At 66.0% G+C, this 26,444-nt stretch carries 22 protein-coding genes and 1 tRNA gene; 10 read left to right on the top strand and 13 right to left on the bottom strand.

The window, feature by feature from the left end; translation table 11 throughout:
- Positions 1-76: 76 nt before the first annotated feature.
- From U4Y88_RS10425 to U4Y88_RS10440, 4 genes are all read right to left on the bottom strand, one after another.
- Positions 77-376, bottom strand: coding sequence for a hypothetical protein (locus tag U4Y88_RS10425; protein WP_224011925.1), 300 nt, complete (start codon positions 374-376; stop codon positions 77-79).
- A 268-nt stretch (positions 377-644) separates the two neighbouring features.
- A complete protein-coding gene (locus U4Y88_RS10430) occupies positions 645-932 on the bottom strand; it encodes a hypothetical protein (protein ID WP_321783765.1) in 288 nt (95 codons plus the stop codon).
- Between the two features lie 198 nt (positions 933-1,130).
- Positions 1,131-1,205 (bottom strand) — tRNA-Arg (locus tag U4Y88_RS10435).
- 259 nt (positions 1,206-1,464) lie between these two features.
- Positions 1,465-1,686 carry a rubredoxin gene (locus U4Y88_RS10440; protein ID WP_224011927.1) on the bottom strand — a complete coding sequence of 74 codons (222 nt, stop codon included), beginning with the start codon at positions 1,684-1,686 and terminating at the stop codon, positions 1,465-1,467.
- Positions 1,687-1,925: 239 nt separating this feature from the next.
- On the opposite strand from U4Y88_RS10440, the gene U4Y88_RS10445 reads away from it, so the two are divergent.
- Both U4Y88_RS10445 and U4Y88_RS10450 read left to right on the top strand, forming a co-directional pair.
- Entirely contained in the window at positions 1,926-2,336 is a 411-nt protein-coding gene (locus U4Y88_RS10445; RefSeq protein WP_310629838.1) for a DUF4399 domain-containing protein, read from the top strand.
- 152 nt (positions 2,337-2,488) lie between these two features.
- Positions 2,489-4,417, top strand: a complete 1,929-nt coding sequence (locus U4Y88_RS10450; protein WP_224011929.1) for an ATP-binding cassette domain-containing protein — start codon at positions 2,489-2,491, stop codon at positions 4,415-4,417.
- A gap of 32 nt (positions 4,418-4,449) precedes the next feature.
- Here the strand turns inward: U4Y88_RS10450 and U4Y88_RS10455 are convergent, their stop codons facing one another.
- Together U4Y88_RS10455 and U4Y88_RS10460 are read right to left on the bottom strand one after the other, a co-directional pair.
- Entirely contained in the window at positions 4,450-4,803 is a 354-nt protein-coding gene (locus U4Y88_RS10455) for a DUF86 domain-containing protein (protein WP_321783767.1), read from the bottom strand.
- The gene (locus U4Y88_RS10460) at positions 4,800-5,090 is read right to left on the bottom strand and encodes a nucleotidyltransferase family protein (RefSeq protein WP_224011965.1); all 291 of its coding nucleotides are present in this window, start codon (positions 5,088-5,090) and stop codon (positions 4,800-4,802) included. Before U4Y88_RS10460 ends, U4Y88_RS10455 begins: the two co-directional genes overlap by 4 nt.
- Positions 5,091-5,469: 379 nt before the next feature.
- Between U4Y88_RS10460 and U4Y88_RS10465 the strand changes: the two genes are divergently transcribed.
- From U4Y88_RS10465 to U4Y88_RS10475, 3 genes are all read left to right on the top strand, one after another.
- A complete protein-coding gene (locus U4Y88_RS10465; RefSeq protein WP_224011931.1) occupies positions 5,470-7,461 on the top strand; it encodes a DNA topoisomerase IV subunit B in 1,992 nt (663 codons plus the stop codon).
- A gap of 47 nt (positions 7,462-7,508) precedes the next feature.
- Entirely contained in the window at positions 7,509-9,827 is a 2,319-nt protein-coding gene (parC, locus tag U4Y88_RS10470) for a DNA topoisomerase IV subunit A (RefSeq protein WP_224011932.1), read from the top strand.
- A 135-nt stretch (positions 9,828-9,962) separates the two neighbouring features.
- On the top strand, positions 9,963-10,421 hold the full coding sequence (locus U4Y88_RS10475; RefSeq protein ID WP_065063706.1) for a DUF4149 domain-containing protein: 459 nt from the start codon (positions 9,963-9,965) through the stop codon (positions 10,419-10,421).
- A gap of 57 nt (positions 10,422-10,478) precedes the next feature.
- On the opposite strand, the gene U4Y88_RS10480 is transcribed toward U4Y88_RS10475, so the two are convergent.
- On the bottom strand, positions 10,479-11,429 hold the full coding sequence (locus tag U4Y88_RS10480; protein WP_224011933.1) for a LysR family transcriptional regulator: 951 nt from the start codon (positions 11,427-11,429) through the stop codon (positions 10,479-10,481).
- A gap of 184 nt (positions 11,430-11,613) precedes the next feature.
- On the opposite strand from U4Y88_RS10480, the gene U4Y88_RS10485 reads away from it, so the two are divergent.
- From U4Y88_RS10485 to U4Y88_RS10495, 3 genes are all read left to right on the top strand, one after another.
- On the top strand, positions 11,614-12,933 hold the full coding sequence (locus U4Y88_RS10485) for an MFS transporter (RefSeq protein WP_321783769.1): 1,320 nt from the start codon (positions 11,614-11,616) through the stop codon (positions 12,931-12,933).
- Positions 12,934-13,001: 68 nt separating this feature from the next.
- Positions 13,002-14,276, top strand: a complete 1,275-nt coding sequence (locus U4Y88_RS10490) for a Zn-dependent hydrolase (RefSeq protein WP_321783771.1) — start codon at positions 13,002-13,004, stop codon at positions 14,274-14,276.
- A gap of 13 nt (positions 14,277-14,289) precedes the next feature.
- Positions 14,290-15,318, top strand: coding sequence for a histone deacetylase family protein (locus U4Y88_RS10495; protein WP_321783772.1), 1,029 nt, complete (start codon positions 14,290-14,292; stop codon positions 15,316-15,318).
- 118 nt (positions 15,319-15,436) lie between these two features.
- Here the strand turns inward: U4Y88_RS10495 and U4Y88_RS10500 are convergent, their stop codons facing one another.
- From U4Y88_RS10500 to U4Y88_RS10525, 6 genes are all read right to left on the bottom strand, one after another.
- On the bottom strand, positions 15,437-17,803 hold the full coding sequence (locus U4Y88_RS10500; RefSeq protein WP_321783774.1) for an EAL domain-containing protein: 2,367 nt from the start codon (positions 17,801-17,803) through the stop codon (positions 15,437-15,439).
- 403 nt (positions 17,804-18,206) lie between these two features.
- Positions 18,207-19,130: a PhzF family phenazine biosynthesis protein gene (locus tag U4Y88_RS10505; RefSeq protein ID WP_321783776.1), complete on the bottom strand. Its 924-nt coding sequence runs from the start codon at positions 19,128-19,130 to the stop codon at positions 18,207-18,209.
- A gap of 121 nt (positions 19,131-19,251) precedes the next feature.
- Positions 19,252-19,716: a RidA family protein gene (locus tag U4Y88_RS10510; protein ID WP_224011939.1), complete on the bottom strand. Its 465-nt coding sequence runs from the start codon at positions 19,714-19,716 to the stop codon at positions 19,252-19,254.
- 44 nt (positions 19,717-19,760) lie between these two features.
- Entirely contained in the window at positions 19,761-20,960 is a 1,200-nt protein-coding gene (locus U4Y88_RS10515) for a PLP-dependent aminotransferase family protein (RefSeq protein ID WP_224011940.1), read from the bottom strand.
- Positions 20,961-21,115: 155 nt separating this feature from the next.
- On the bottom strand, positions 21,116-22,021 hold the full coding sequence (locus tag U4Y88_RS10520; protein WP_224011941.1) for a DMT family transporter: 906 nt from the start codon (positions 22,019-22,021) through the stop codon (positions 21,116-21,118).
- Entirely contained in the window at positions 22,021-22,734 is a 714-nt protein-coding gene (locus U4Y88_RS10525) for a VOC family protein (RefSeq protein ID WP_321783778.1), read from the bottom strand. Before U4Y88_RS10525 ends, U4Y88_RS10520 begins: the two co-directional genes overlap by 1 nt.
- 200 nt (positions 22,735-22,934) lie before the next feature.
- On the opposite strand from U4Y88_RS10525, the gene U4Y88_RS10530 reads away from it, so the two are divergent.
- Positions 22,935-24,419 (top strand): PLP-dependent aminotransferase family protein, encoded by a 1,485-nt coding sequence (locus tag U4Y88_RS10530; protein WP_224011943.1) that lies wholly within the window; start codon positions 22,935-22,937, stop codon positions 24,417-24,419.
- A 117-nt stretch (positions 24,420-24,536) separates the two neighbouring features.
- On the top strand, positions 24,537-26,444 hold the full coding sequence (htpG, locus tag U4Y88_RS10535) for a molecular chaperone HtpG (RefSeq protein WP_321783780.1): 1,908 nt from the start codon (positions 24,537-24,539) through the stop codon (positions 26,442-26,444).

Genomic DNA, 26,444 nt, shown 5'->3' on the forward strand with positions numbered 1-26,444 from the left:
GGCGGGAAATCGGCGAAAAACGGTGGAAATCGGTGAAAAACAGCGCGAAGCGCTGGCAGCCGTGATGACGCGCCGATCAGTGGCGCGCGGCGATGCCGATGATCTGCTTGGCGGCCACGGCGGCGGACGTCTCGGCGTTCAGTTCGTGGAGATCGAGCTGGATCAGCAGACTGTCGATCTTGGCGAGCTGGCCTTTGTTGACGTGGCCGGTGTCGAGCAGCCGGTGCAGGCGCGAGCGCCAATAGGTGACGGGGAGGATCGGGCCGCCGAAATCGCCCGAAAGCGAAAGCGGCATGACGCGCCGAATGTGCGCAATGTCCTGGTCGATGAGATTCGACATCAGGTGGCCGGCCGGGAGGGGACGTGTCGTGTCCATGTCCGAAGATTACGACAGTTCCGACCCTAACTTAAGGGTCGCGTGTCCCGGTATTTACCCTAATGCGCGCGCCGCGCTCAGCCGAGAATCAGCATGGCCAGCGAGGACGCGACCATCGTCGCGAGCGCGGCGATCAAGGCGAATACATACCGGGACGTCATGATCATGGTCTCCTTTTCGTGCTGGAGACCATCGTAGGCGAAGCCGCGCCGCGTGACCGTTAACAATTGACAAACCGCTGTCAGAACTCGCACGCGGCGTCGCGCGCTTATTCCTCGGGGGTGTCGGGCGTATCCGCTTCGACCGGCGCCGGGCCTTGCGCCGCGCCTTCGAGGAAGCGGCGCGTCGCGTCGAACGAAGCGAGCATCTGCTCGGGCCAGGGCGTTTGCAGCATCACGGCCTGATGGTTTTCGAACGCCGAATTCAGCAGCTTCACGAGTTCGGGCGAGCTCAGATGGCGCAGCAGCACGCTCACGGCGATCGCGGTGGCCTGGCTCGCGCCGGCCGTCTGCAGTTCCGAATGGGTGAGGGCGGCGACTTGCTTGTGGATGTCCATGGTGAATCTGCCTGGAAAAAATTAAACGCGGTGGAGGCGAAATGGGCGCGCCAGCGCCAACGCAATCCGTAGCCAGCACGACGAAATGGAAACGCCGAGGGCGGCGGATGGGGCAAGAGCGGAAAACGGCGCGCAGGACGCGTGCCGCGGGAAACGGTGCGGACGGCGCAAGCGAGGCGAACGGTCTCGCGCGTGGGCTGGTCCCCCTGGCAGGAATCGAACCTGCATCTAGCGCTTAGGAGGCACTTGTTCTATCCATTGAACTACAGGGAGCGGTCAGGTCCGCTGCGAGGCGCATGCGCCGGGCTCCGCCAAGCCGCCATGTTTCCCAAGTCACCCGTCATGGCGCGGAGCTGTCGCACGCGTCGCACAGTTTGGGGCGGCCCGGAATGGACGCGGATCGAACCGCGGCCGGGCTGCGCACCACGTGCGACGCAGGCGCAAGAGTATAGCAAACACGCTCCGGCAGGAAAGCACCTCGAAACCGGCGCCGGTGCGAGATCCGGCCAGTGTGCGGGCCGGCGCGTCCCGATCAGAACTCGACGACGGCGAATTCCGCCTTGCCCACGTCGCAGAGCGGGCAGCGCCAGTCTTCGGGGATATCCGCGAAGCGCGTGCCGGCCGCGATGCCTTCGTCGGGCAGGCCTTCTTCTTCGTTATAGATCCAGCCGCAGATCAGGCAGACCCAGCTCTTGTATTCGATCACTTCGCTCACAACACACCTTTCGTTCAATTCGATGCCGATGCCCGTCATTTGCCCCCTTTTGGCGGGGCGATGGGCGACCCGCGATGTTACCGGAAAACGCGCGGCGCGCCGAAAGCGGGCTCGGCCAACGTGTCGCAGCTTGACGGCGCGCAGTCACGGACGCGGTGTATGCTGGGTCGCAAACAAAAAAATGGATCGCAAACCGGCGCGCGGAAACCGCAGGGCTGACCACGAGCAGTCGACAACACCAACACAACACCCTCGACATCCTTCTCAGGAGCATCACGATGACTCGCAAAATCTGGCTGGCCGGCGCGGCGTTGAGCGCCTTCGCAACCTTGTTCGCGGCAAGCGGCGCGGCGCGCGCCGAGGGCGTCTATTTCGTCGAGCCCAAAGACGGCGCAACGGTCAGCAATCCCGTGCACGTGAAATTCGGCGTCGACGGCATGACGGTCGCGCCCGCCGGCACGACCACGCCGAACACGGGCCACCACCATCTGCTGATCGACGGCAAGCCGCTGCCGCAGGGCGAAGTCGTGCCCGTCAACGAAAAGTCGATCCACTACGGCAAAGGACAGACCGAAGCCGACGTGACGCTGCCGCCCGGCGATCACACGCTCACGGCGCAGTTCGCCAACGGCGCGCATCAGTCCTACGGCCCGGCCTGGAGCCAGACGATCACGGTGCACGTGAAGTAATCCGCGCACCCGCATGACGGCGCGCGGACGGGCGACCTGACTGGCAACCGATTTGGCAGCCAGATTGGCAACCGATTTGGCAACCACAAGCCCGGCCCGCGCGCCCCGGTACAATACGCGCTTGCTCTCCAACGCAGGCCACGGTCCCCTCCATGTCGCTTTACACCATCACCGGCGCGCAACTCGCGTTCGGCCACGTCGCGCTGCTCGATCACGCGGACTTTTCGCTCGAAGCCGGCGAGCGCGTCGGCCTGATCGGCCGTAACGGCGCGGGCAAGTCGTCGCTGCTCACGATCGTCGCCGATCTCGCGAAGCCCGACGACGGGCTCGTCACGCGTCAACAGAATCTCTCGACCGTCTACGTGCCGCAGGAGCCCGATTTCGACGTCGAGGCCACGGTGTTCGACACGGTGGCATCGGGTCTCGCCACGGCGCGCGCGCTGCTCGACGAATACGATACGGTCGCGCACCAGCTCGCCGACACGCCCGAAGGCGCGGAACACGACGCGCTGCTCGCGCGCATGAACGTGCTGCAATCGTCGCTCGACGCCGCCGACGCCTGGAGCTGGCGCACCCGCGTCGCGACCACGCTCGCGCAGATCGGCCTCGACGGCGACGCGCGCGTGGGCGCGCTCTCGGGCGGCATGCAAAAGCGCGTGGCGCTGGCGCGCGCGCTGGTCGTGCAGCCCGACGTGCTGCTGCTCGACGAACCGACCAACCACCTCGACTTTGACGGCATCCGCTGGCTCGAAGAACTGCTGGTCTCGCAGCGTTCTAGCCTGCTGTTCATCACCCACGACCGCGCGTTCCTCGACCGCGTGGCCACGCGCATCGTCGAACTGGACCGCGGCAAGCTGCTCTCGTATCCGGGCAACTTCACGCAGTATCAGGAGCGCAAGGCGCAGCAGCTCGAGGTGGAGCGCGTCGAGAACGAGAAGTTCGACAAACTGCTCGCGCAGGAAGAAGTGTGGATCCGCAAGGGCGTGGAGGCGCGCCGCACGCGCAGCGTCGGCCGCATCGCGCGGCTCGAGCAGATGCGCCGCGACCGCAGCGAACGCCGCAACGTGCAGGGCAACGTCAAGCTCGACGTTTCGCAGGGCGACAAGTCGGGCAAGATCGTCGCCGAACTGACCGACGTGACCAAGCGTTATGGCGGGCGCAGCATCGTCGATACGTTCTCGGCGACCGTGATGCGCGGCGACAAGATCGGTTTCGTCGGTCCGAACGGCGCGGGCAAGACCACGCTGCTCAAGCTGATTCTCGGCGACCTGAAGCCCGACGAGGGCACGGTGCGCATCGGCACGAACCTGCAGGTGGCGTACTTCGACCAGATGCGCGCGCAGCTCGACCTCGAAAAGAGTCTCGCCGACACCATCAGCCCGGGCAGCGACTGGGTCGAAATCAACGGCGCGAAGAAGCACGTGATGAGCTATCTGGGCGACTTCCTGTTCGCGCCCGAGCGCGCGCGTTCGCCCGTGAAGTCGCTGTCGGGCGGCGAGCGCAACCGTCTGCTGCTGGCGCGTCTGTTCGCGCGCCCGGCGAACGTGCTGGTGCTCGACGAACCGACCAACGACCTCGACATTCCCACGCTCGAACTGCTCGAAGAACTGCTCGCCGATTACGACGGCACCGTGCTGCTCGTGAGCCACGACCGCGCGTTCCTCGACAACGTGGCGACCTCGGTGATCGCGTCCGAGGGCGAGGGCAAGTGGCGCGAGTACGTGGGCGGCTTCAGCGACTGGCAGACGCAGAGCGCGCGCTCGCAGGAAATCGCCGAAGCCCGCGCGCCGAAGGAAGCCGCGCCCGCCGCCGCCGCGCCCAAGGACAGCGCGACGGGCCGCAACGCGCAGCGCAGCGTGAAGCTCTCGTTCAAGGAGCAGCGCGAGCTGGAGGAGCTGCCCAAGCGCATCGAGGCGCTGGAGACGGAGCAGAAGACCATCGGCGCGACCATCGAGGAAGGCTCGATCTTCGCGAAGGACGCGCAGGAAGGCACGCGTCTGAGCGAGCGTTATGCGGCGATCGACGAGGAATTGCTGCTGGCGCTGGAGCGCTGGGAGGAACTGGAGGCGAAGCGGAAGTGAGGTGGGAAGGCGGCCTGATGAGGGCCGCTTTTTTATTCCACTTTCAATTTCAACAGCTTGCGCTCCAGGTCGGGCACCCACGTTTGCACGGTGCTCCAGACGATGCTTGTGTCGACGGAAAAATACGCGTGCGAAACTCGATTGCGCATGCCATAAACGGCTTCCCACGGTATTTCCGGGTGAGCGGAGGCAAACGCCGGGTCGCCGCGCATGATATTGCGGGCTGCTTCGCCGATGATTTCCAGGTTCCGCACGACGGCGTCGATCGCCATGGGTGTCGCTTCGAAGCTTTCCTGTGAAAGCGGCGCGACGTAGCTGCGAATACGGTCGACAGCGTCGAGCATGTGCTGCAGGTAATCCGGCGTACGCAGATTTTCCTTCCTCATACCGGCACCGAGTCCGCAACGACGCGCTCGCGGAATTTTTCCGGCAACGCTTTGGGTGTCAGCACGTCGACCTTCACGCCCAGCAACGCTTCCAGCCGCAGCTGCATTTGCGCGATATCGATCAGTGTGGTCTGCGGAGTCGGATCAACGAGCAAATCCAGATCGCTCCCCTCATCGTCCTCGTCGCGCGCGGACGAACCGAACACGCGCGCATTCGTCGCGTGATGGCGCGCGACGATTTCGCGGATTTCCGCGCGATGCGCGCGCAAAGCTTCGGACGGTCTCATGACAGCTCCAGGCTTCCCCACATTCCGGCAAAGGTTGCAACGAACAGTCCACCCCGATCCGGCGCCGGACGCGGCCCGAAAACGCCGCGATCTTCCGCGCCAAACCCCTTCCAGCAAGCGGCCCATTCTACGCGAAGCGCGCCTTGCGCCGCCCCTCGGCCGAACGGCCGACCTCTTCGCAAATTGCCGCGCGGTCCCAAATCAGTACAATACCTCGCGAATACGGTGGACCGGGCACGCGCGCCGCGCCTGCGAGCCAGGCGAGCAGCCCGTCCACGCCCTTGTTTCGTTTCGATTTTTTTGAACGCTCAACGCGTTTTCCACGCAGATGTCCACAGGACCTGTGGACAAGCGCGCGGACAACCCCCTGTGGATCACCATGTCAACGAAGAAGTCCAACGCTGGAAACAGTGGCTATAGCGAAGCGTCGATCAAGGTGCTCAAGGGCCTCGAGCCCGTCCGGCAGCGGCCGGGCATGTATACGCGCACCGAGAATCCGCTGCACATCATCCAGGAAGTCATCGACAACGCCTCGGACGAGGCGCTCGGCGGCTACGGCAAGCGCATCACGGTGACGCTGCATGCCGATCATTCCGTGTCCGTCGAGGACGACGGCCGTGGCATCCCGTTCGGCCTGCATCCCGAAGAGAAGGTGCCGGTCGTCGAAATCGTGTTCACGCGCCTGCACGCGGGCGGCAAGTTCGACAAGGCCGCCGGCGGCGCCTACACGTTCTCGGGCGGCCTGCACGGCGTCGGCGTCTCGGTGACCAACGCGCTCTCGACGCGCCTCGACGTGACCGTCTGGCGCGACGGCAAGGTCGCCGAACTCGGCTTCTCGAACGGCAACGTCACGAAGCCGCTGACCTCGCGCAGCGCCTCGCGCGACGAAAAGAAAACCGGTACGCGCGTGACCGCGTGGGCCGATCCCAAGTATTTCGACTCGCCCAATCTGCCGCTCGGCGAATTGCAGCGTCTGCTGCGTTCGAAGGCCGTGCTGCTGCCCGGCGTCGAAGTCACGCTCGTCATCGAGAAGACCGGCGAGCGCCAGAGCTGGAAGTACGAAGACGGCCTGCGCGGCTATCTGCTCGAAGGCATGGGCGGCGCCGATCTGCTGATCCCGCTGTTCGAAGGCGAGCGCTACGCCGACGCCCGCACGACCGACGACACCTTCGCCGAAGGCGAGGGCGCCGCGTGGGTCGTGGCCTGGAGCGAGGAAGGCTCGCTCACGCGCGAGTCCTACGTCAACCTGATCCCCACGCCCGCGGGCGGCACGCACGAAAGCGGCCTGCGCGACGGCCTGTTCCAGGCGGTCAAGAGCTTCGTCGAGCTGCACAATCTGCAGCCGAAGGGCGTGAAGCTGCTGCCCGAGGACGTGTTCGCGCGCGTTTCGTTCGTGCTCTCGGCGAAGGTGCTCGATCCGCAGTTCCAGGGGCAGATCAAGGAGCGCCTGAACAGCCGCGACGCCGTCAAGCTCGTCTCGTCGTTCTCGCGTCCCGCTTTGGAGCTGTGGCTCAACCAGCACGTCGAGCACGGCAAGAAGCTCGCCGATCTCGTCATCAAGCAGGCGCAGGCGCGCACGCGCGCGGGCCAGAAGGTCGAGAAGCGCAAGAGTTCGGGCGTGGCCGTGCTGCCCGGCAAGCTGACCGATTGCGAAGCGACCGACATCGCGCGCAACGAGCTGTTCCTCGTCGAGGGCGACTCGGCGGGCGGTTCGGCGAAGATGGGCCGCGACAAGGAATACCAGGCCATCCTGCCGCTGCGCGGTAAGGTGCTCAACACCTGGGAAACCGAGCGCGACCGCCTGTTCGCCAACAACGAAGTGCATGACATTTCGGTGGCGATCGGCGTCGATCCGCATAGCCCGGACGAGACGGTCGATCTCTCGAACCTGCGTTACGGCAAGATCTGCATTCTCTCGGACGCGGACGTCGACGGCTCGCACATCCAGGTGCTGCTGCTCACGCTGTTCTTCAAGCATTTCCCGCAGCTGATCGAGCGCGGCCATGTGTACGTGGCGCGCCCGCCGCTGTTCCGCGTCGACGCGCCCGCGCGCGGCAAGAAGCCCGCGCAGAAGCTCTACGCGCTCGACGAAGGCGAACTCGAAGCGATTCTCGACAAGCTGCGCAAGGACGGCGTGCGCGAGACGCAATGGAGCATCAGCCGCTTCAAGGGTCTCGGCGAAATGAGCGCCGAACAGCTCTGGGACACGACGATGAATCCCGACACGCGCCGCCTCTCGCCCATCCTGCTCGGCGACCTTGACTACGAGTCGACCGTCGCGCGCATGACGATGCTGATGGGCAAGGGCGAAGCGGCTTCGCGCCGCTCGTGGCTCGAAGAGAAGGGCAATGAAGTCGAAGCGGACATCTGACCGCCTCCCGCTCACCCGCCCGCACACGATTACGGACTGATTGAAACATGGACGATCTCTTTGCTGAAGTGAATGGCGCCGCGGAAGGCGGCGACTCGCTCACGCTCGGCCACTACGCGGAGCGCGCGTATCTCGACTACGCCGTGAGCGTGGTGAAGGGCCGCGCGCTGCCCGACGTCTGCGACGGCCAGAAGCCGGTGCAGCGACGCATTCTGTTCGCGATGAACGAAATGGGCCTCGGCGACAACGCCAAGCCCGTGAAGTCGGCGCGCGTGGTCGGCGACGTGCTCGGTAAGTACCACCCGCACGGCGACCAGTCGGCGTACGACGCGCTCGTGCGTCTCGCCCAGGACTTCTCGATGCGCTATCCGCTCATCGACGGTCAGGGCAATTTCGGCTCGCGCGACGGCGACGGCGCGGCGGCCATGCGTTACACCGAAGCGCGCCTCACGCCCATCGCGAAGCTGCTGCTCGACGAAATCGACATGGGCACCGTCGATTTCATGCCGAACTACGACGGCTCGTTCCAGGAACCCAAGACGCTGCCCGCGCGTCTGCCGATGCTGCTGCTCAACGGCGCGTCCGGTATCGCGGTCGGCCTCGCGACGGAAATCCCGTCGCACAACCTGCGCGAAGTCGCGGCGGCGGCCGTGGCAATGATCCGGAATCCGAAGCTTACGCACGCGGAGATCATGGAGAAGGTGCCGGGTCCCGATTTCCCGGGCGGCGGCCAGATCATTTCGAGCGAAGCGGAAATCGCGGCGGCCTACGAGACCGGACGCGGCAGCCTGAAGGTGCGCGCGCGCTGGAAGATCGAAGACATGGCGCGCGGCCAGTGGCAACTGGTCGTCACCGAACTGCCGCCGAATACGTCGGGCCAGAAGGTGCTCGAGGAAATCGAGGAGCTGACCAACCCGAAGCTCAAGCTCGGCAAGAAAACGCTCACGCCCGAGCAGTTGCAGAACAAGCAGACCATGCTCGGCCTGCTCGACGCCGTGCGCGACGAGTCGGGCAAGGACGCGCCCGTGCGTCTCGTGTTCGAGCCGAAGACCAGCAAGATCGATCAGGCCGAGTTCGTCAATTCGCTGCTCGCCAACACGAGCCTCGAATCGAACGCCTCGCTCAATCTGGTGATGATCGGCGCCGATGGACGTCCGCGCCAGAAGGGCATCAGCGAGATCATCGGCGAGTGGATCGGCTTCCGTTTCGCCACCGTCACGCGCCGCACGCAGCATCGCCTGGCCAAGGTCGACGACCGCATCCACATCCTCGAAGGGCGGATGATCGTCTTCCTCAATATCGACGAAGTCATCCGCATCATCCGCGAGTCGGACGAGCCGAAGGCCGCGCTGATGAGTGCGTTCGGTCTGTCCGAGCGTCAGGCCGAGGACATTCTTGAAATCCGTCTGCGTCAGTTGGCGCGGCTCGAGAAGATCAAGATCGAGAAGGAACTCGCCGAACTGCGCGAGGAGAAGGCCAAGCTCGAAGAACTGCTCGCGAACGAGTCGTCGATGAAGCGGCTCATCGTGAAGGAAATCGAAGGCGACGCGAAGCAATACGGCGACGATCGCCGCACGCTGATCCAGCAGGAAAAGCGCGCGACGTTCGAAGCGCGCGTGGTCGACGAGCCGGTCACGGTCGTGGTCTCGCAGAAGGGCTGGGTGCGTGCGCTCAAGGGCCACGGGCTCGACAGCCAGAGCTTCACGTTCAAGGCCGGCGACGGCCTCTACGCGGCATTCCAGTGCCGCACGCCCGACGTGCTGATCGCGTGGGGCAGCAAGGGCCGCGTCTATTCGGTCTCGGTCGCGCAACTGCCGGGCGGCCGCGGTGACGGCGTGCCGGTCACGTCGCTGATCGAACTCGAAGCGGGCACGCATCTGCTGCACTACTTCGCGGCGAGCGCCGACCAGGCGCTGCTGCTCGCATCGAGCAACGGCTTCGGCTTTATCGCGAAGATCGGCGACATGGTCAGCCGCGTGAAGGCGGGCAAGGCCTTCATGACGATCGACGAAGGCTGCACGCCGCTCGCACCGATGCCGATGCTGCCGGGCGCGATTCAGGTCGCGTGCCTCTCGTCGGGCGGACGCCTGCTGGTGTTCGGTCTCGACGAGATGAAGACGCTCTCGGGCGGCGGCCGCGGCGTCACGCTGATGCAGCTCGACGACAAGGAAACGCTCACGCAGGCGCTGGCGATCTCGGCGGCGGGCGTGGTGCTCGTCGGTACGGGACGCGCGCAGAAGCCGGGCGAGGACCTGATGGCGGGCGCGGTGCTGGCGCCGCAGATCGGCAAGCGCGCGCGCAAGGGCCGCGCGCCGGACTCGAAGCTCAAGGTCATCACGGGCATGCGCCCGGTGCTGCCGGCTTGAGTGGCGTAATTCAAGTCACGTAACCCAAGTCGCGTAATTCAAGCGGCACACCTCCGGTACGAACGGCTGGCGGGCATGGAATAATGCCGCGGCGGTTCGTACCGGAATCTTTTTAAGCACAAGGAAATTTCAAGCATGGGTCACGCGATCGAAGTCGCGCTGTTTTTGCATCTCTTGAGCGTGGCCGTGTGGGTGGGCGGCATGGTGTTCGCGCACTTCTGCCTGCGTCCGGCGCTCGAGGATCTCTCGCCGCAGTTGCGCCTGCCGCTGATCGAGTCGGTGTTCAGCCGCTTTTTCAACTGGGTGGGCATCTCGATCATCGTGATCCTGCTCACGGGCGGCTTCCTGCTGATGCAGTTCGGCGGCGGTCACGCCACGTGGCAGCTGCACGCGATGGCAGGTCTCGGCGTCATCATGATGCTGATCTTCGGCCACGTGCGTTTCGCGGTGTTTCCGCGCATCCGCCGCGCCGTGCAGGCGCAGAAGTGGCCCGACGGCGCGCGCGCCGTGGGTTCGATGCGCCGCCTGGTGTTCATCAATCTCGTGCTCGGCGTCGTGACGATCGGCGTGGCTGCGCTGGCGCGCGGGTTCTGATTTGTCCTTGCCTTAACGCGTTCGCGGCGCGTCGCCGGGTCAAGTCTCCAGGACGGCTCAAAGACGCTCCGCGAGCGCGTAACGCTGCATGCAGCGCTCCATCGCGCCGAAGAACGCTTCTTCGGCCGCATTCATCTTGCGGTCCCGATGCCACAACAAGTGGATATCGACGTCCGCGAGACCTTCCTCCGGCGGCAGCCGCCATAAGCGCTGCTGCGCCAGATCGTCCTTCACCGCGTGCTCGGGCAGGCAGCCGATGCCGTAGCCTGCGAAGATCAGCCGCCGCACTTCGTCCAGACTCGGCGACGACGCCACGATCCGCCCCGTAAAGCCGCGCTGATCGCGAAACACCGTGAGCGGCGAGAGGCTGTCGCCGATCTGGTCGCTCGTGAACGACACGAAATTCTCCGCGAGCAGATCTTCCATCGTCAGTTGCGAGAGGCCGAACAGCCGGTGATGGCGGCCGCAGAAAATCGCGTAGCGCTGGCGCAGGAAGCAGCGCATCTCCAGCTTGTCGACCGGGGTGCGGCACAGGCTCAGGCCCGCGGTCGCGGTCTTCTGCAACACCGACGAAATGATGTCCGACGAGCGCATCACCTCGATCTGCAGATCGATACGCGGATACGCGACGTGGAATTCCGCGAGGAATTCGTCGTAGACGCGCGACTCGATGCGGCTCACCGTGAGCAGGCGGATCGAACCGGTGATGTCGGCGGTGCGCTCGTCGAGTTCGGTTTCGAGCCGCGAGATGTTGCCGTAGATGTCGCTCGCGATCCGATAGACCTCTTCGCCGGCCTGGGTCGGCACGAACTGCGCGCCGCGCCGCTCGATGAGCTTGCGGCCGAGCGCGTCTTCGAGGCGCTTGAGCGCCTGGCTCACGGCGGGCTGGGTGACGTAGAGGCGCGCGGCGGCGCGGCTCAGGCTGCGCTCCTGCATGATCGCGAGGTAGGTGCGTAGCAGGTTCCAGTCGAGTCGGTCGTTCAGAAAGCGGGTGGTGTCGGCGCGCATGGCGTCTCCGAAAGGCGGCGCGGCGGGGTTTTCCGCCGTAGGTATTAGCCAGATTTATGCGCTGAATAATAACGCGAAATTTGACTAATGATTTGTGGCCAGCGATAAAGCTTGCATGCGCGTTGCGTGCTGTCCGGACTGGGAGCGACGCGCAAGACGATTAGCGCCTGAGGAGACTGACCAGATGACCACCCCGCAAACCACCGCCCGGCAACCGGTGCGCGCCGCCGCCGCGGCGTTCATCGGCACCATGATCGAGTGGTACGACTTCTACATCTACGCCACGGCCGCCGCGCTGGTGTTCGGCGAACTGTATTTCCCGTCCGAAGACCGCTTCGTGAGCACGATGGCCTCGTTCGCCACGTTTGCCGTGGGCTTCTTCGCGCGTCCGCTCGGCGGCCTGATCTTCGGCCACCTCGGCGACCGCATCGGCCGCAAGAGAGCGCTCATGACCACGCTGATGATGATGGGCGTGGCGACCGTCTGCGTCGGCCTGCTGCCGTCGTATGCGAAGGTCGGCGCGCTCGCGCCCGTGCTGCTCGTGCTGCTGCGCGTGGTGCAGGGCATCGCCGTGGGCGGCGAGTGGGGCGGCGCGGTGCTGATGGCGGGCGAACACGCGCCCGAAGGCCGCCGCACGTTCTTCGCGTCGTTCGCGCAACTCGGCTCGCCTGCGGGCCTGATTCTCTCGCTGCTCGCGTTCCGCTCGGTCACGTCGCTCGACAAGGCCGACTTCCTCTCGTGGGGCTGGCGTCTGCCGTTCCTCGTCTCGGCCGTGCTGCTCGTGGTGGGCATCATGATCCGTCTGGGCGTGAACGAATCGCCCGAATTCGAGAAGCTCAAGAAGCAGCAACGCACCGTGAAGCTGCCGGTCGCCGAGGTGTTCAAGTCGGCGTGGGGCCTCGTGCTGCTGTGCATCGGCGCGAACACGATCGGCATCGCGGGCGTGTACTTCACGAACACCTTCATGATCGCGTACACGACGCAGTACGTCGGCATCACGCGTTCGCTGATTCTCGACTGTCTGTTCATCGTCGCCTTCATCCAGTTCCTTTCGCAGCCGCTCGCCGCATGGCTCGCCGAGCGCATGGGCGGCGCGCGCTTCCTCAAGTGCGCGGCGGTCGCGGCGATGGTTTCGCCGTATCCGATGTTCGTGCTCGTGCAGACGGGCCGGGTCGTGCCGATGGTGATCGGCATCGCCATCGCGGTGGTCTGCATGGCGAGCTTCTATTCGGTGATCGCGGGCTTCGTCTCGGGCGTGTTCCCGACGCGCGTGCGCTACTCGGCGATCTCGCTGTCGTATCAGGTCTGCGGCGCGATCGCGGGCGGCCTGACGCCGCTCGTCGGCACCTGGCTCGCGCATCGCTACACCGGGCAGTGGTGGCCGCTGGCGGTGTTCTACACCTGCCTCGCGGGCGTCTCGCTGCTGTGCATCGTCGGGCTCGACGCGCGCCGCAGCCAGCACGCGCACGACGAGTCCGCCGCGAAGGCCGTGGGCTCGCATTGATGCGTGCGCATCAATGTTTGCTGGACCGGAAATCGACGTACCAGGCAGTCAATCGAGGAAATGAAGCGATGAAAGACAACCTCCTGCATATCGACGGCCCGCGCCTGTGGGCGAGCCTCACGGAGATGGCGAAAATCGGCGCGACGGCGGGCGGCGGCGTGCGCCGTCTCGCGCTCACGGAAGAAGACCGGCGCGGCCGCGAGCGGTTCGCGACGTGGTGCCGCGAAGCCGGCATGAGCGTGTGGACCGACGAAGTCGGCAACCTTTTCGCGCGCCGCGCGGGCACCGACGCGAACGCCGCGCCCGTGATGATGGGCAGCCACCTCGACACGCAGCCCGAAGGCGGGCGCTTCGACGGCGTGTACGGCGTGCTGGCCGCGCTCGAAGTGGTGCGCGCGCTCAACGACGCCGATATCGTCACCGACAAGCCCATCGAGATCTGCTCGTGGACCAACGAGGAAGGCGCGCGCTTCACGCCCGCGATGCTCGGCTCGGCGGTGTTCGCGGGCGCGATGACGCTCGACGACGCGCTCGCGCGCACCGACGCCGACGGCGTGACGCTCGGCGCGGCGCTCGACGCGTGCGGCGCGCGCGGCACGCACCCCGTGCAGGGTGTGGCCGTCGACAGCTACTTCGAGGCGCATATCGAACAAGGTCCGATTCTGGAGGCGAACGGTACGACCATCGGCGTGGTGACGGGCGGCCAGGCGATCCGCTGGTTCGACGTGACGGTGACGGGCGTGGCCGCGCACGCGGGCACGACGCCGATGCGCTATCGCAAGGACGCCTTCTTCGGCGCGGCGCAGATGGCGCTGGAAATCGAGCGCGTGATGGCGCGCTACGCGCCGCTCGGCCTCGTGACGATCGGCCAGATCCAGGTCGCGAATTCGTCGCGCAACACCATCGCCGCGAATCTCACGTTCACCGTCGATCTGCGCCATCCCGACGATGCGCAGATCGATGCGATGGAGCGCGATCTGCGCGCCGTCTGCGCCTCGGTGGCGGCGGCGCGCGGGCTCGGCGCGCAGATCCAGCATTGCTGGACCAGCCCGGCGACGCCGTTCGACGCCGCGTGCGTGGGTCTCGTCGCCGAGGCCGTGGAGGCGCTTGGCTATCCTAACGAACGCATCGTGAGCGGCGCGGGCCACGACGCCATCCACCTCGCACGCTATTGCCCGACGGCGATGGTGTTCATTCCCTGCGTGGACGGCCTCTCGCACAACGAAGCCGAAGACGCGCTGCCCGAGGACGTGACCGCGGGCACCAACGTATTGCTCAACGCCGTGGCGGCGCGCGCCGGCGCGCGCGTACCGCAGGCCGCGAACGCCGAAGCCGACGCATGACGGAGAACGAACGATGAAGACCTGGTTTCACCCCGAACAGTTGCTGCACCATCCGCGTACCTATCTGTCGCGCGGCCAGATGCGCGAGCCGCAGGAAGTGCCCGAGCGCGCCGCGCGTCTCGTCGCCGCCGCGCATTCGCTCGGCTTCAGCGTGAGCGAGCCCGCCGACTTCGGCACCGCGCCGATCGCCGCCGTGCACGACATGAACTATCTGCGCTTCCTCGAAGAAGCGCACGCCGAATGGAAGCGCATGCCCGACGACTGGGGCGACGAAGTGATGTCGAACATCTACGTGCGCGATCCGAATCCGCTGCGCGGCGTGCTCGCGCAAGCGGCGCGTTATCTCGCCGACGGCAGTTGCCCGGTCGGCGCGAACACGTGGCGCGCGGCCTACTGGTCGGCGCAGAGCGCGCTCGCGGCGGCCGCGACGGTCAACGAAGGCGCGGGCGCGTCGTACGCGCTGTGCCGCCCGCCTGGCCATCACGCGCGCGCGGATGCGGCGGGCGGCTTCTGCTATCTGAACAACGCGGCGATCGCGGCGCAGTCGCTCAAGAGCCGCTTCAAGCGCGTGGCGATCCTCGACACCGACATGCACCACGGCCAGGGCGTGCAGGAAATTTTCTATGGCCGCGACGATGTGCTGTACATCTCGATTCATGGCGATCCGACCAACTTCTATCCGGTGGTCGCGGGCTATGAAGACGAGCGCGGTGCGGGCGAGGGCGAGGGCTACAACGTCAATCTGCCGATGCCGCATGGCGCGAGTGAAGAGGTGTTCTTCGAGCGCTTGGAGTCGGCGTTGCGTGTGCTGCGTCGTTTCCAGCCCGACGCGCTGGTGCTCGCGCTCGGCTTCGATATCTACAAGGACGATCCGCAGTCGAAGGTGGCGGTGAGCACCGCGGGCTTCGGCAAGCTCGGTGAAGCGATCGGCGCGCTCGGGTTGCCATCGGTGATCGTGCAGGAAGGTGGTTACCACCTTGAGAGTCTGGAGGACAACGCGCGGGCGTTCTTTGGCGGGTTTGGCGCGGCGCGTGCGCGCTGACGCAGACAGCACAGCTGAATGACTCGCGGCGCGCATGTTGAGCGTGCCGCGCGGAAAAACAAAAGGCGCACCCATCGAGGTGCGCCTTTTGCATTGATGGCGGTGCGCTACCGTTTGATCAACGCGACTCCGAAGCGTCGCTCAGCCGCTCGTTGCGCTGCTCGTGCGCGCCCGAACCCGGCTGCGGAGCACCGCACACGCCGAAGCGCTCGATCAGCGCCGGCACGCCTTCCACGGGCACCGGCCGCGAGAACAGGAAGCCTTGCGCCTCGATCGGACCGAGCGCCGCGAGCCACGCGATCTGCTCCTCGGTTTCGGTGCCTTCCACGACCACCGTGAGCCCCAGCGAGCGCGCGAGATTGACGATGGCCGACACCATCACGCAGACGCTGCGGTCGGCGGGAATCGCCTGCACGAACGAGCGGTCGACCTTGAGCGTGTCGACCGCGAAACGGTTCAGATACGACAGCGACGAATAACCCGTGCCGAAGTCGTCGAGCGCGACGCGCACGCCCAGACGCTTGAGCGCGAAGATCTTCTCGGAGACGAGTTCCGGGTACTCCATCATCGCCGTCTCGGTGATTTCGAGTTCGAGCTTGTGCGCGGCGATGCCGGTCTCTTCGATCGCGTGCGAGATGGTCTCGTAGAGGTCGCCGCGCCAGAACTGCACGGCCGAAATATTGACGGCGAGCGACAGCGTTTCGTAGCCCTGTTGCTGCCACAGCGCGAGTTGCGCGCACGCGGTGCGGATCACGAAGTCGCCGACCGGCACGATCAGGCCCGTCGATTCGGCCACCGGAATGAATTCGCTCGCGGGAATCAGCCCGTATTGCGGATGGTTCCAGCGCACCAGCGCCTCGAAGCCCGTGATGCAGCGGCGGCGCAAATCGATCTTCGGCTGATAGGCGAGGAACAACTGGCCTTCGGAGAGCGCCACGCGCAGTTGCTGCTCCCACTTCATCAGATGGTCGGCGCGATGCGCGAGTTGTGGCGAGTAGAAGCGGAAGCAGTTGCGGCCCGCTTCCTTGGCCGCGTACATCGCGAGGTCGGCCTTCTTGAGCAGGTCGATCTCGCTCTCGTGCGCGACCGCGTAGAGCGCGATGCCCGTGCTCGCGTGCAGCACGAACGCGCTGCCGCGCACGTCGAACGGATGCGTGAAGGCGGCGTTGGTGGTTTCGGCAAGCGTGCTCGCGCGCTTCTCGATGTCGTCGCCCTTGATGATGACGACGAACTCGTCGCCGCCGATGCGCGCGAGCGTGCCCGAGCCGCCCACGGCGTCGGCCAGACGCGCCGCGCTCATCTGCAGCACGATGTCGCCGGCGTTGTGGCCGAGCGTGTCGTTGACCGTCTTGAAGTTGTCGAGGTCGATGAACAGGATCGCGAGACGCCCGAGGTTGCCCGGCTGCGAGACTTCGTGGCGCAGCCGCTGCAGGGTGGCGTAGCGGTTGGGCAGGCCGGTCAGCAGGTCGTACTGCACGAGTTGCGACATCTCGCGCTCGCGGCCCAGCAGCTTGCCGATCAGCCCCGTGGCCACGGCGAAGAACGACAGCATGGCGAGCGAGATGAACGTCGCCATCATCAGATAGACGTCGCGCGTGTGGTTGTAGTCGGCGAACTCCTCGGCTTGCGAGAGGCCCACCAGCACGCCGAGCGGATAGCCGTCGATATGGCGGTACGACACGATGCGCGTCACGTGGTCGATCGGATCGACGTAGGTGCCCGAGACGTGTTCGGAAATCGGATAGACGCCGCTCGCCGAGAACGTGCCGTTCGCGCGTTCGGCGCTGCCGGTGCGGCGCGCGAGCACGGCGCCCGTGTCGGAGATCACGGCGATCACGCCTTCGCGGCCGATCGCGGCGTTGTTATAGAAGTCGCTCGTGAAATAGCTCGGGTCTTCGGAGACCACCACCACGCCCGCGAACGAGCCGTCGGGATGATTGAGACGGCGCGTCATCTGCAAGGTCCAGTGACCCGAGACGCGCCCGAGCACCGGCTTGCTGATGAAAAGCTGATCGTCGTTCTCGTGCTCATGCACCTTGAAGTGCTCGCGGTCCGAGAGATCGATGGGCTTGGGATTCGGATCGGCGGTGTTGGCGACCAGCTTGCCGTGCTCGTCGATGATCGACACCTGCACGAGCGAGTCGCTCTGCACGACGCCTTTCTCGACCGTCGTCGCGAGATTGAAGCGATCGGGCGTTTTCTCGAACTCGTACTTCACGAAGCGCGTGATCTGGTCGACCTGATGGATCGCCTTCACGGTGTGCTGTTCGAGCGCCGCTGAGAGAATCGCTGCGGAGGCGGCGGCCTCGCGCATAGTGGCGTCCTTCTCGACCGAAAGACGCGTGAAGATGACGGCCCACAACAGGATGAGCACCAGCACGCCGAGCAGGGGAATCGCGAGCAGCGTGCGCGGGCGTGTGTATGCCGGGCCGGTCGTGCCGCGCAGGCCCGGGTCGCGCGAGAACGGACGCCAGTTCGTGCTCATCGTGTGCGCCGCGGACGCGAGGGTGCCCGCCGCTGATGCGACGGCCGGGACGACGACAAGGCGCTCGGTTGAATCGGCGGCATCTATGCGGAACGGCGTGGAAGGAGCGCGGGACGCGCGGACATGGGCCAGCGGACGCAGCGATGCGTCCAATGTCTGGATCTTAATGGTTGGGGAATGATTAAGGAAGCGGTGCCCCCCCGGGTATACGCCAGTCGCTCGCACGAGACCGAAGCGCGTCATGTGCCGCGCATAGTTCACGCATGGCGCATAAGCTTGCGGGGCGCGGCTTGCCTATGCGCAGTGCGCGTGCCTGGTGCACGGGCCGAGTAAGTATTCGAAAGGCATGCCGGGGCGTTGCGCCCCGGCGGATTTGCGTCGAGTTTCGTGCGTGCGTGCGGCGTCAGGGCAGGGCGATCGTGCCGTCGATCACCGTGACCGACGCGCCGCCGATCCATATCTTGCCCGCCGCATCGTCGTAGTCGATCGACACGCGGCCGTCACGCCCCATCACGGTGCCTTGACGCACGGTGTAGCGGCTGCCCGGACGACGCTGCTGCTGCGCGAGCAACAACGCGATGGCGGCATTGGCACTGCCCGTGACAGGGTCTTCGCCCTTGCCGAGACCGGTCATCAGGCAGCGCACCTCGAAGGTCGCGGGGCCGTCCGGCGCATGCGGCCCATAGGCCGCGAGGCCCTGCGCGCCGACGCCGGCCGCGACCTCCGCGAGCGCGGCGTAGTCGACGTCGAGCGCGAGCACATCGTCCGCCGACGCGCAGCGCACCACGAGCCACGGCGCGCCGTTATTCACGCCACACGGTTGTGCGGAGAAGTCGATGGCGGTGCTGTCGCGCGCGATGCGCAGTGCGTCGCGCAACGCGTCGTACTGCGACTCGGGCAGCGGCGCGACGCTCGCGGGCGGCGCGGCGAAAGCCCAGGCGGGCGCGGCCTGCGTGTCCGGGGTGTTATTCGTGCGATCGGCGCGATCGGCCAGCTCGATCAGACCCGCCGTGCATTCCTGCACGAGCCGGCCCGGCGTCTTCGCTGCGCGGCCGCTGTCGAGAAACGCGTGCGCGCTGCCGAGCGTCGGATGGCCAGCGAAGGGCAGTTCGCCCTGCGTCGTGAAGATGCGCACGCGATAGTCGGCGCGTGCGTCGGTGGGCGCGAGCAGGAAGGCGGTTTCGGACAGATTGGTCCAGCGCGCGATGGCCTGCATCTGCGCGGTGTCGAGCGCATCGGCGTCGAACACGACGGCGAGCGGATTGCCCTTGAAGGGCTGCGACGTGAAGACGTCGACCTGTTTGAAGCGGACGCTGCGAAGAGTCATGGTCGGCAATATCGGGATGAAAACTCACGGCGAAAAAAAACCGCACCTTGCGGCGCGGCGGCTTATCGCGGCTGAATATCGCGGATGCGAACCGGCGCAACCGGCTCGCGAAACACAGCGCTTACGCGACTTCGGCGATCAGCTCGATCTCGACGCACGCGCCGAGCGGAATCTGCGCGACGCCGAACGCCGAGCGCGCATGCTTGCCCTTCTCGCCGAACACATCGGCGACCAGTTCCGAAGCACCGTTCGTCACGATGTGCTGTTCCGTGAAGTCGAGCGTGGAGTTCACGAGGCTCATCAGCTTGACGATGCGCGTGACCTTGTTGAGGTCGCCCACGTGCGCGTGCAGCGTCGCCAGCAGGTCGATCGCGATCGAACGCGCGGCGGCCTTGCCTTCTTCGGTCGAGAGCGTGTCGCCGAGCTTGCCGGCCCAGACCTTGCCGTCCTTCTTCGCGATGTGGCCCGAGAGGTACACCGTGTTGCCGCTTTGCGCGCTCATCACGTAGGCCGCGGCGGGGGCGCCGGCGGTCGGCAGTTCGATGCCGAGTTCTTTGAGACGGTCGTAGACGTTGATGTCAGCCATGATCAGGAGTCCTTTTACGTTGAACGGGTGATGTGCGGTTCGGTTCAGATGCGTGCGCGGATCAGCGCGGCCAGCTTCGCCACGCCTTCTTCGATCTTCGCGGGCGGCACGGTCACGAACGACAGACGCAGCTTGTTACGCTGCGGTTCGCTCGCGAAAAACGGCGCGCCGGGCACGAAGGCCACATTCTGCGCGACCGCTTCTTCCAGCAACTTCATACTGTCGATCTGTTGCGGCAGCGTGACCCAGATGAACATGCCGCCTTCGGGGCGGTTCCAGCTCACGCCTTCCGGCATGTTGCGCGTGAGCGAATCGAGCATCGCTTCGCACTGGTCGCGATAGAGCGCGCGCACCTTCGGGATGTGCGTATCGAGGAAGCCGTTCTTCACGACTTCGTGGACGATGCGCTGCGTGAAGCTCGGCGTGTGCAGGTCGGTGGCCTGCTTGGCCTGCACCAGTTTGAAGTGCAGATCCTCGGGCGCGATGATGTAGCCCACGCGCAGGCCCGGGGCCAGCACCTTCGAGAACGAACCGAGATGCACGATGTGCTCGGGCGCCATCGAGTGGACCGTCGGCAGCGGCTCGCCCGCGTAGAGCAGCGCGCCGTAGGGATCGTCCTCGATGACCGGGAACGGCGCGCGCTGCGCGAAGGCGGCCAGTGCCTGGCGGCGTTCGAGCGGCAGACGACGGCCGGTCGGATTCTGGAAGTTCGGGATCGCGTAGAGCAGACGCGCGCCGGCCGTCATCTCGGGCGTGAGACCGTCGATCACGAGACCCTTTTCGTCGGTCGGCACCTGCACGTAGTTGGGCTCGTAGAGCGAGAACGATTGCAGCGCGCCGAGGTAAGTCGGCGTTTCCACCAGCACCGGGCTGTCCGGCGAGATCAGCACCTTGCCGATCAGGTCGAGCGCCTGCTGCGAACCCGTGGTGATCAGCACCTGCGACGGACGCACTTTGACGCCGCCCACCGAGTGACGTTCGGCGACCCACTCGCGCAGCGGCATATAGCCTTCGGTCGCGCTGTACTGAAGCGCGCCCGACGGATCGTCGCGCAGGATGCGGTCGGCGGCGGCGCGCATCTCCTCGGCCGGGAAGCTGGCCGGCGCGGGCAGACCGCCGGCGAACGAAATGACTTCGGGCCGTTCGGTGACCTTGAGGATTTCGCGAATCGCCGAGCTGGTCAGCTTGATTGCACGCTCGGACAGTTGCCACGCGGGGGCGGCTTTGATATCGCTCTGGTCCATGGGGTCTCCTTATTGGGGTCGGGCGAGTGGATGCGGCTAGATGCCAGTCGATGCGGGGCGACGCAAGTTCACGACGCAACGTCACGACGCAACTTCAGGGCGGCGCGCCAGACCGCTGCGCCGCCGGAAACCTTCGATTATGACGCGAATCCCGCTCAAGCGCGCGCGGGCGCGGGTGCGGTGCGGATGGCGGCGCGCCGGCCCAGCACGACGGTGGCGATCACGGCCGCCGCGTAGAGCCACGCCGACGCCGCGACCTGCTCGCCGAACACGAGCGCCGAGAACGCCATCGTGAAGAAAATCTGCAGCAGCTGGACCTGGCCGACGCGCGCCGTGCCGCCCATCGCGAGCCCCGCGTACCACGCAAAAAAGCCGAGGAACTGCGAGAACAGCGTGACGTAGCCGAACGCGAGCCAGGTCTTGAGCGCGACCGGTTCCGGGTGCGCGACATGGTGCGCCCACGCGAGCCAGCCGACCGGAATCGCCAGAAACGGCGCGGACAGCACCAGCGCCCAGCAGATCACCTGCCAGCCGCCGAGCTGCCGCGCGAGGCGCGCGCCTTCGGCGTAACCGAGCGCGCCGATGCCGACCGCGACCAGCATCCACGCGTCGCCGGCATGCAGCGCGCCGCCGCCCGCCTGGAGCGCGAACGCCACGACCAGCGCGCTGCCGATCAGCGCGCTGAGCCAGAACGCCTTCGACGGGCGTTCGTGCGAGAGCCACGCGGCGTAGATCGCCACCGCGAGCGGTTGCAGGCCGTTGACGATCGCGCCGTGCGAGGCGGGCACGCTTTTCATGGCCCACGCGGAAAACACCGGATACGCGACGATTACGCCCAACGACACCACGGCGAGACTCTTGACCTGCGCCCAGTTCGGCCGCTTTTCGCGACGCGCCCAGAGCAGCAGGGCGGCGGGGACGGCGGCGGCGAGCGCGCGGCCGAGCCCGTTGAGCAGGGGATGGAATTCGGCGACGACGATGCGCGTCATCGGCAGCGTCAGACTGAAGATCATGACGCCGACGAGGCCGAGCAGCATGCCCTGGGTTTCACGTGCTTTCATTATGCGGATTCGCGCTCGACAGATCGACGTGCGGGCGCGCCGAGCGATCGCGGTCCCGACGGGGTTTCGAAGTGCGCGACGAGCGCGGGGGAATCGGCTTCTTCGACCGTCATCAGCGCCGAGGCGCCGAGCCAGTCGAGTTGCGCGCGGATCGTGTCCGCCTGCGGGTGATAGCCGGTGAGCGAGGTGAGCGCGAGGCCGGTTTCGTCGAGCGATTGCGACGGATGGCGCGGCGTGTCCCACTGAATCAGCGAGGGCAGCACGCCGTCGCCGACGCCTTGCCACGCGGGAAACGCGCCGTCGAGCGGCACGCTCAATTGCCAGCTGAGGTTGCCGCGCGTCATCGGCACGAGATCGGCGATGCGCTGCGGATACTGGGCGCGCCAGCGTTCGAGGCTGCGCGGCGGTTCCACGCGCGCGACCCAGTGCGAGAGGTACGGTCCCGCTTCGAGGCGTGCCTGCACGGCCGGATCGTCGAGCGCGAAGAGGCGCGCGCGGCCCTGGCCCGAAGCGCTGGCCGCCGGATCGACCGCGATCACTTCCAGATAGACGCCGCCCCACAGCCCGAGCAGGCGGTTGTGGGTGCGCATCAGCGGATGCGCGCCGCCGCCCGTGGGCGCGATGCCGAGCGTGTCCGCCACGTATTGCGTGCCTTCTTCCAGCGTGCGGGCGGAAACGACGAGATGATCGAGACGAAGCGGCGTGGCGGTCATGTGAATACAGTCGGATACAGCCTGACGGACAGAAAAGTACAGCGGCGAGAACGGCGGGCAGTACGGATGAGTACAGTGAAACGGCGTGGGTGCCGTTCTACCGGATCCTTACCGGTACGCATGTGAATAAATGTACCGGTATGGCTGCAGACAGTAACGGTACAATCGCTCCGATAGTGTTCGGTACAGTTGGAGATCCCATGTCGTCCGTCCCCCTCGATCAGATTCCGGCGCCGCACGACGCGGCCACCCTCACGCTCGTCGACCAGCTCGTGCAGTGGGGCCGCCGCCGCATCGAGGAGCGCGTGTTCCGCCCCGGCATGCGCATGCCGTCGATCCGCAAGCTCGCGCTCGACAAGGGCGTGTCGCGCTTCACCGTGGTCGAGGCCTACGAGCGTCTCGTCGCGCAGGGTTATCTGGATTCGCGGCGCGGTTCGGGCTTCTACGTGCGCGAGCGCGTCGCCAGCCTCGCCGCCGTCACGCCGCTCGAACGGCGCGCGGGCGCAGAGGCGTCGCCGATGCCCACTGAGCCGCCCGCGCCGCCGACGCTCGACGTGGTCTGGCTGCTGCGCAACATGCTCCAGCAATCGACGCATCCAGAAAAAGGGCCGGGTCTGGGCTATTTCCCCGCGCGCTGGCTCGACGGCGAACTGATCGCGGGCGCGATGCGCTCGCTTGGCCGCAGCAGCGGCACGCAACTGCTCGGATTCGGCTCGCCGCAAGGCTTCCTGCCGCTGCGCCAGCAGTTGCAGACGCGCATGGCCGAACTCGAAATCGGCGCCACGCCCGAGCAGATCGTGCTGGTCTCCGGCATCACCCAGGCGATCGACCTGCTCGCGCGCATCTACGTGCAGCCCGGCGACACCGTCGTGGTCGGCGACCCGGCCTGGTTCCAGATGTTCGGCCGCTTCGCCTCGCAGGGCGCGCGGCTCGTCGGCATGCCGTACACGCCCGAAGGCCCGGATCTCGACGCGCTCGAAGCGCTGGTCGAAACCTGGCGGCCCAGGATGCTCGTCATCAATTCGGTGCTGCAGAATCCCACCGGCACCTCGCTGACGGCGGCCCAGGCGTTCCGCATTCTGCGGCTCGCGGAGCAGTACGATTTCATCGTCGTCGAGGACGATGTCTACGGCGATCTGTGTCCCACCGGCTATCCGGCCACGCGGCTCGCGAGCCTTGACCAGCTACGCCGCGTGATCTATCTCGGCAGCTTTTCGAAGACGCTCGCGCCGAATCTGCGCGTGGGTTTCGTCGCGGCATCGCCCGAGGTGACACAGGCCGTCGCGGACCAGAAAATGCTGGTCGGCATGACGAGCCCCGAAATCAACGAGCGCGTGCTGTACCGCGTGCTCACTGAAGGCCACTACCGCCGCCACGTGGAGCGCCTGCGCGCGCGGCTCGACACCGTCCGCGACAAGGCCGCGCGCATGCTGGAGCGCACCGGTTGCAGGCTGTTCACCGCGCCCGGCGCGGGCATGTTCCTGTGGGCCGACACCGGCGTGGACGCCGACGCGCTCACGGCCGCGGGCCACGAGGCGGGCTTCCTGCTGACGCCGGGCAGCCTGTTCTCGCCCCATCAGTCGCCGACCACGTGGATGCGCTTCAACATCGCGAACTGCGGCGACCCCGACTTGCCCGTGTTCCTCTCCAGGTATCTGGACGGCGTGGCGCGGCGGGGGGCTTGAAACGCGGGCCGCGCGCCCCCACTTATGCGCGCATTACGCCGCGAGCCGCCCGTTTGCGCTCGCGGCTTTGAAATCAACGCATTGCAACGCAATTACAACGAACGAGGACTCTCGAACATGGCACAAGAAACCATGAGCTTCCAGGCGGAAGTGAAACAGCTTCTGCACCTGATGATCCATTCGCTGTACAGCAACAAGGAAATCTTCCTGCGCGAGCTGATCTCGAACGCCTCGGACGCCGCCGACAAGCTGCGCTTCGAAGCGATCGAAAACAGCGCGCTCTATGAAAGCGATCCGAACCTGCGCATCCGCGTGGGTTACGACAAGGCCGCGCGCACCGTCACGCTCGAAGACAACGGCATCGGCATGAGCCACGACGAAGCCGTCGCGAACCTCGGCACGATCGCGCGCTCGGGCACCAAGGAATTCTTCGGCAAGCTCTCGGGCGACCAGAAGAAGGACGCGGCGCTGATCGGCCAGTTCGGCGTGGGCTTCTACTCGGGCTTCATCGTCGCCGACAAGATCACCGTGGAAAGCCGCCGCGCGGGCCTGCCCGCGAGCGAAGGCGTGCGCTGGGAAAGCGCGGGCGAGGGCGAGTTCTCGGTCGACAAGATCGAGCGCGCGCAACGCGGCACCACGATCACGCTGCATCTGCGCGAAGGCGAGGACGAACTGCTCTCGTCGCACAAGCTCAAGAGCATCATCCAGAAGTACTCGGACCACGTCGGCCTGCCGATCGAAATGAAGGCCGAGGAATGGGACGCCGAAAAGAGCGAGATGGTCACGAAGGACGAGTTCGAGACCATCAACCAGGCGAGCGCGCTGTGGACGCGTTCCAAGAGCGAGATCAGCGACGAGCAGTATCAGCAGTTCTATCAGCATCTCGCGCACGATCACGAGAATCCGCTCGCGTGGACGCATAACCGTGTCGAAGGCCGCAGCGAATACACGCAGCTGCTCTACGTGCCCGCGCGCGCGCCGTTCGACATGTGGAACCGCGATCACAAGAGCGGCCTGAAGCTCTACGTGAAGCGCGTCTTCATCATGGACGACGCCGAGCAGCTGCTGCCGAACTATCTGCGCTTCGTGAAGGGCGTGGTCGATTCGGCGGATCTGCCGCTGAACGTCTCGCGCGAAATCCTCCAGGAAAGCCGCGACGTGAAGGCGATTCGCGACGGCGTGACCAAGCGCGTGCTGTCGATGCTCGAAGAACTCGCGAACGCGCAAACCGACGCCGAAGCGAAGGACGAGGACAAAGCGAAGTACGCCGGTTTCTGGAGCGAATTCGGCCAGGTGCTCAAGGAAGGCGTGGGCGAAGATCACGCGAACAAGGACCGCATCGCGAAGCTGCTGCGTTTTGCGTCGACGCACAACGACACGGCCGAGCAGAGCGTCTCGCTCGCCGACTACGTCGCGCGCATGAAGCCCGAGCAGTCGAAGATCTACTACGTGACCGCCGATACGTGGCAGGCCGCGAAGAACAGCCCGCACCTCGAAGTGTTCCGCAAGAAGGGCGTGGAAGTGCTGCTGCTGACGGAGCGCGTCGACGAATGGATGCTGTCGTTCCTGAACGACTTCGACGGCAAGCCGCTCGCGAGCGTGGCGCGCGGCGACCTCGACCTGGGCACGCTCAACGACGAGGAAAAGCAGCAGCAGGAGAAGGTGAGCGAGGAGCTCAAGCCGCTCGTCGAGCAGATGAAGGAAGCGCTCAAGGACAAGGCCAAGGACGTGCGTCTGACGTTCCGCCTGACCGATTCGCCGTCGTGCCTCGTGGCCGACGACAACGACATGAGCGGTTACCTCCAGCGCATGCTGAAGGCCGCGGGCCAGCAGGCGCCGCTGATGCAGCCGATTCTCGAAGTGAATCCCGAGCATCCGCTCGTCAAGGCGCTGCGTGCCGATAACGCGAATTTCGCGGACTGGTGCCATCTGCTTTTCGATCAGGCGATGCTGGCCGAAGGCGGCGCGCTGGAAGATCCGGCGAGTTTCGTGAAGCGCACGAATGCGCTATTGCTGGCGCGTTAA

Origin of the sequence: Paraburkholderia sp. J94 (assembly GCF_905220285.1) — a bacterium.
GTDB classification, from domain to species: Bacteria; Pseudomonadota; Gammaproteobacteria; order Burkholderiales; family Burkholderiaceae; genus Paraburkholderia; species Paraburkholderia tropica_A.

Bases quoted from the DNA above. Each gene is read 5' to 3' on its own strand.
- U4Y88_RS10495 (WP_321783772.1), top strand. From the start codon at position 14,290: ATGAAGACCTGGTTTCACCCCGAACAGTTGCTGCACCATCCGCGTACC.
- U4Y88_RS10480 (WP_224011933.1), bottom strand. From the start codon at position 11,429: ATGCGCGCCGACACCACCCGCTTTCTGAACGACCGACTCGACTGGAAC.
- U4Y88_RS10465 (WP_224011931.1), top strand. From the start codon at position 5,470: ATGTCAACGAAGAAGTCCAACGCTGGAAACAGTGGCTATAGCGAAGCG.
- U4Y88_RS10450 (WP_224011929.1), top strand. From the start codon at position 2,489: ATGTCGCTTTACACCATCACCGGCGCGCAACTCGCGTTCGGCCACGTC.
- htpG (WP_321783780.1), top strand. From the start codon at position 24,537: ATGGCACAAGAAACCATGAGCTTCCAGGCGGAAGTGAAACAGCTTCTG.
- U4Y88_RS10520 (WP_224011941.1), bottom strand. From the start codon at position 22,021: ATGAAAGCACGTGAAACCCAGGGCATGCTGCTCGGCCTCGTCGGCGTC.
- U4Y88_RS10455 (WP_321783767.1), bottom strand. From the start codon at position 4,803: ATGAGGAAGGAAAATCTGCGTACGCCGGATTACCTGCAGCACATGCTC.
- U4Y88_RS10500 (WP_321783774.1), bottom strand. From the start codon at position 17,803: ATGAGCACGAACTGGCGTCCGTTCTCGCGCGACCCGGGCCTGCGCGGC.
- U4Y88_RS10525 (WP_321783778.1), bottom strand. From the start codon at position 22,734: ATGACCGCCACGCCGCTTCGTCTCGATCATCTCGTCGTTTCCGCCCGC.
- U4Y88_RS10445 (WP_310629838.1), top strand. From the start codon at position 1,926: ATGACTCGCAAAATCTGGCTGGCCGGCGCGGCGTTGAGCGCCTTCGCA.
- U4Y88_RS10425 (WP_224011925.1), bottom strand. From the start codon at position 376: ATGGACACGACACGTCCCCTCCCGGCCGGCCACCTGATGTCGAATCTC.
- U4Y88_RS10440 (WP_224011927.1), bottom strand. From the start codon at position 1,686: ATGACGGGCATCGGCATCGAATTGAACGAAAGGTGTGTTGTGAGCGAA.
- parC (WP_224011932.1), top strand. From the start codon at position 7,509: ATGGACGATCTCTTTGCTGAAGTGAATGGCGCCGCGGAAGGCGGCGAC.
- U4Y88_RS10475 (WP_065063706.1), top strand. From the start codon at position 9,963: ATGGGTCACGCGATCGAAGTCGCGCTGTTTTTGCATCTCTTGAGCGTG.
- U4Y88_RS10510 (WP_224011939.1), bottom strand. From the start codon at position 19,716: ATGGCTGACATCAACGTCTACGACCGTCTCAAAGAACTCGGCATCGAA.
- U4Y88_RS10530 (WP_224011943.1), top strand. From the start codon at position 22,935: ATGTCGTCCGTCCCCCTCGATCAGATTCCGGCGCCGCACGACGCGGCC.
- U4Y88_RS10430 (WP_321783765.1), bottom strand. From the start codon at position 932: ATGGACATCCACAAGCAAGTCGCCGCCCTCACCCATTCGGAACTGCAG.
- U4Y88_RS10485 (WP_321783769.1), top strand. From the start codon at position 11,614: ATGACCACCCCGCAAACCACCGCCCGGCAACCGGTGCGCGCCGCCGCC.
- U4Y88_RS10515 (WP_224011940.1), bottom strand. From the start codon at position 20,960: ATGGACCAGAGCGATATCAAAGCCGCCCCCGCGTGGCAACTGTCCGAG.
- U4Y88_RS10490 (WP_321783771.1), top strand. From the start codon at position 13,002: ATGAAAGACAACCTCCTGCATATCGACGGCCCGCGCCTGTGGGCGAGC.
- U4Y88_RS10460 (WP_224011965.1), bottom strand. From the start codon at position 5,090: ATGAGACCGTCCGAAGCTTTGCGCGCGCATCGCGCGGAAATCCGCGAA.
- U4Y88_RS10505 (WP_321783776.1), bottom strand. From the start codon at position 19,130: ATGACTCTTCGCAGCGTCCGCTTCAAACAGGTCGACGTCTTCACGTCG.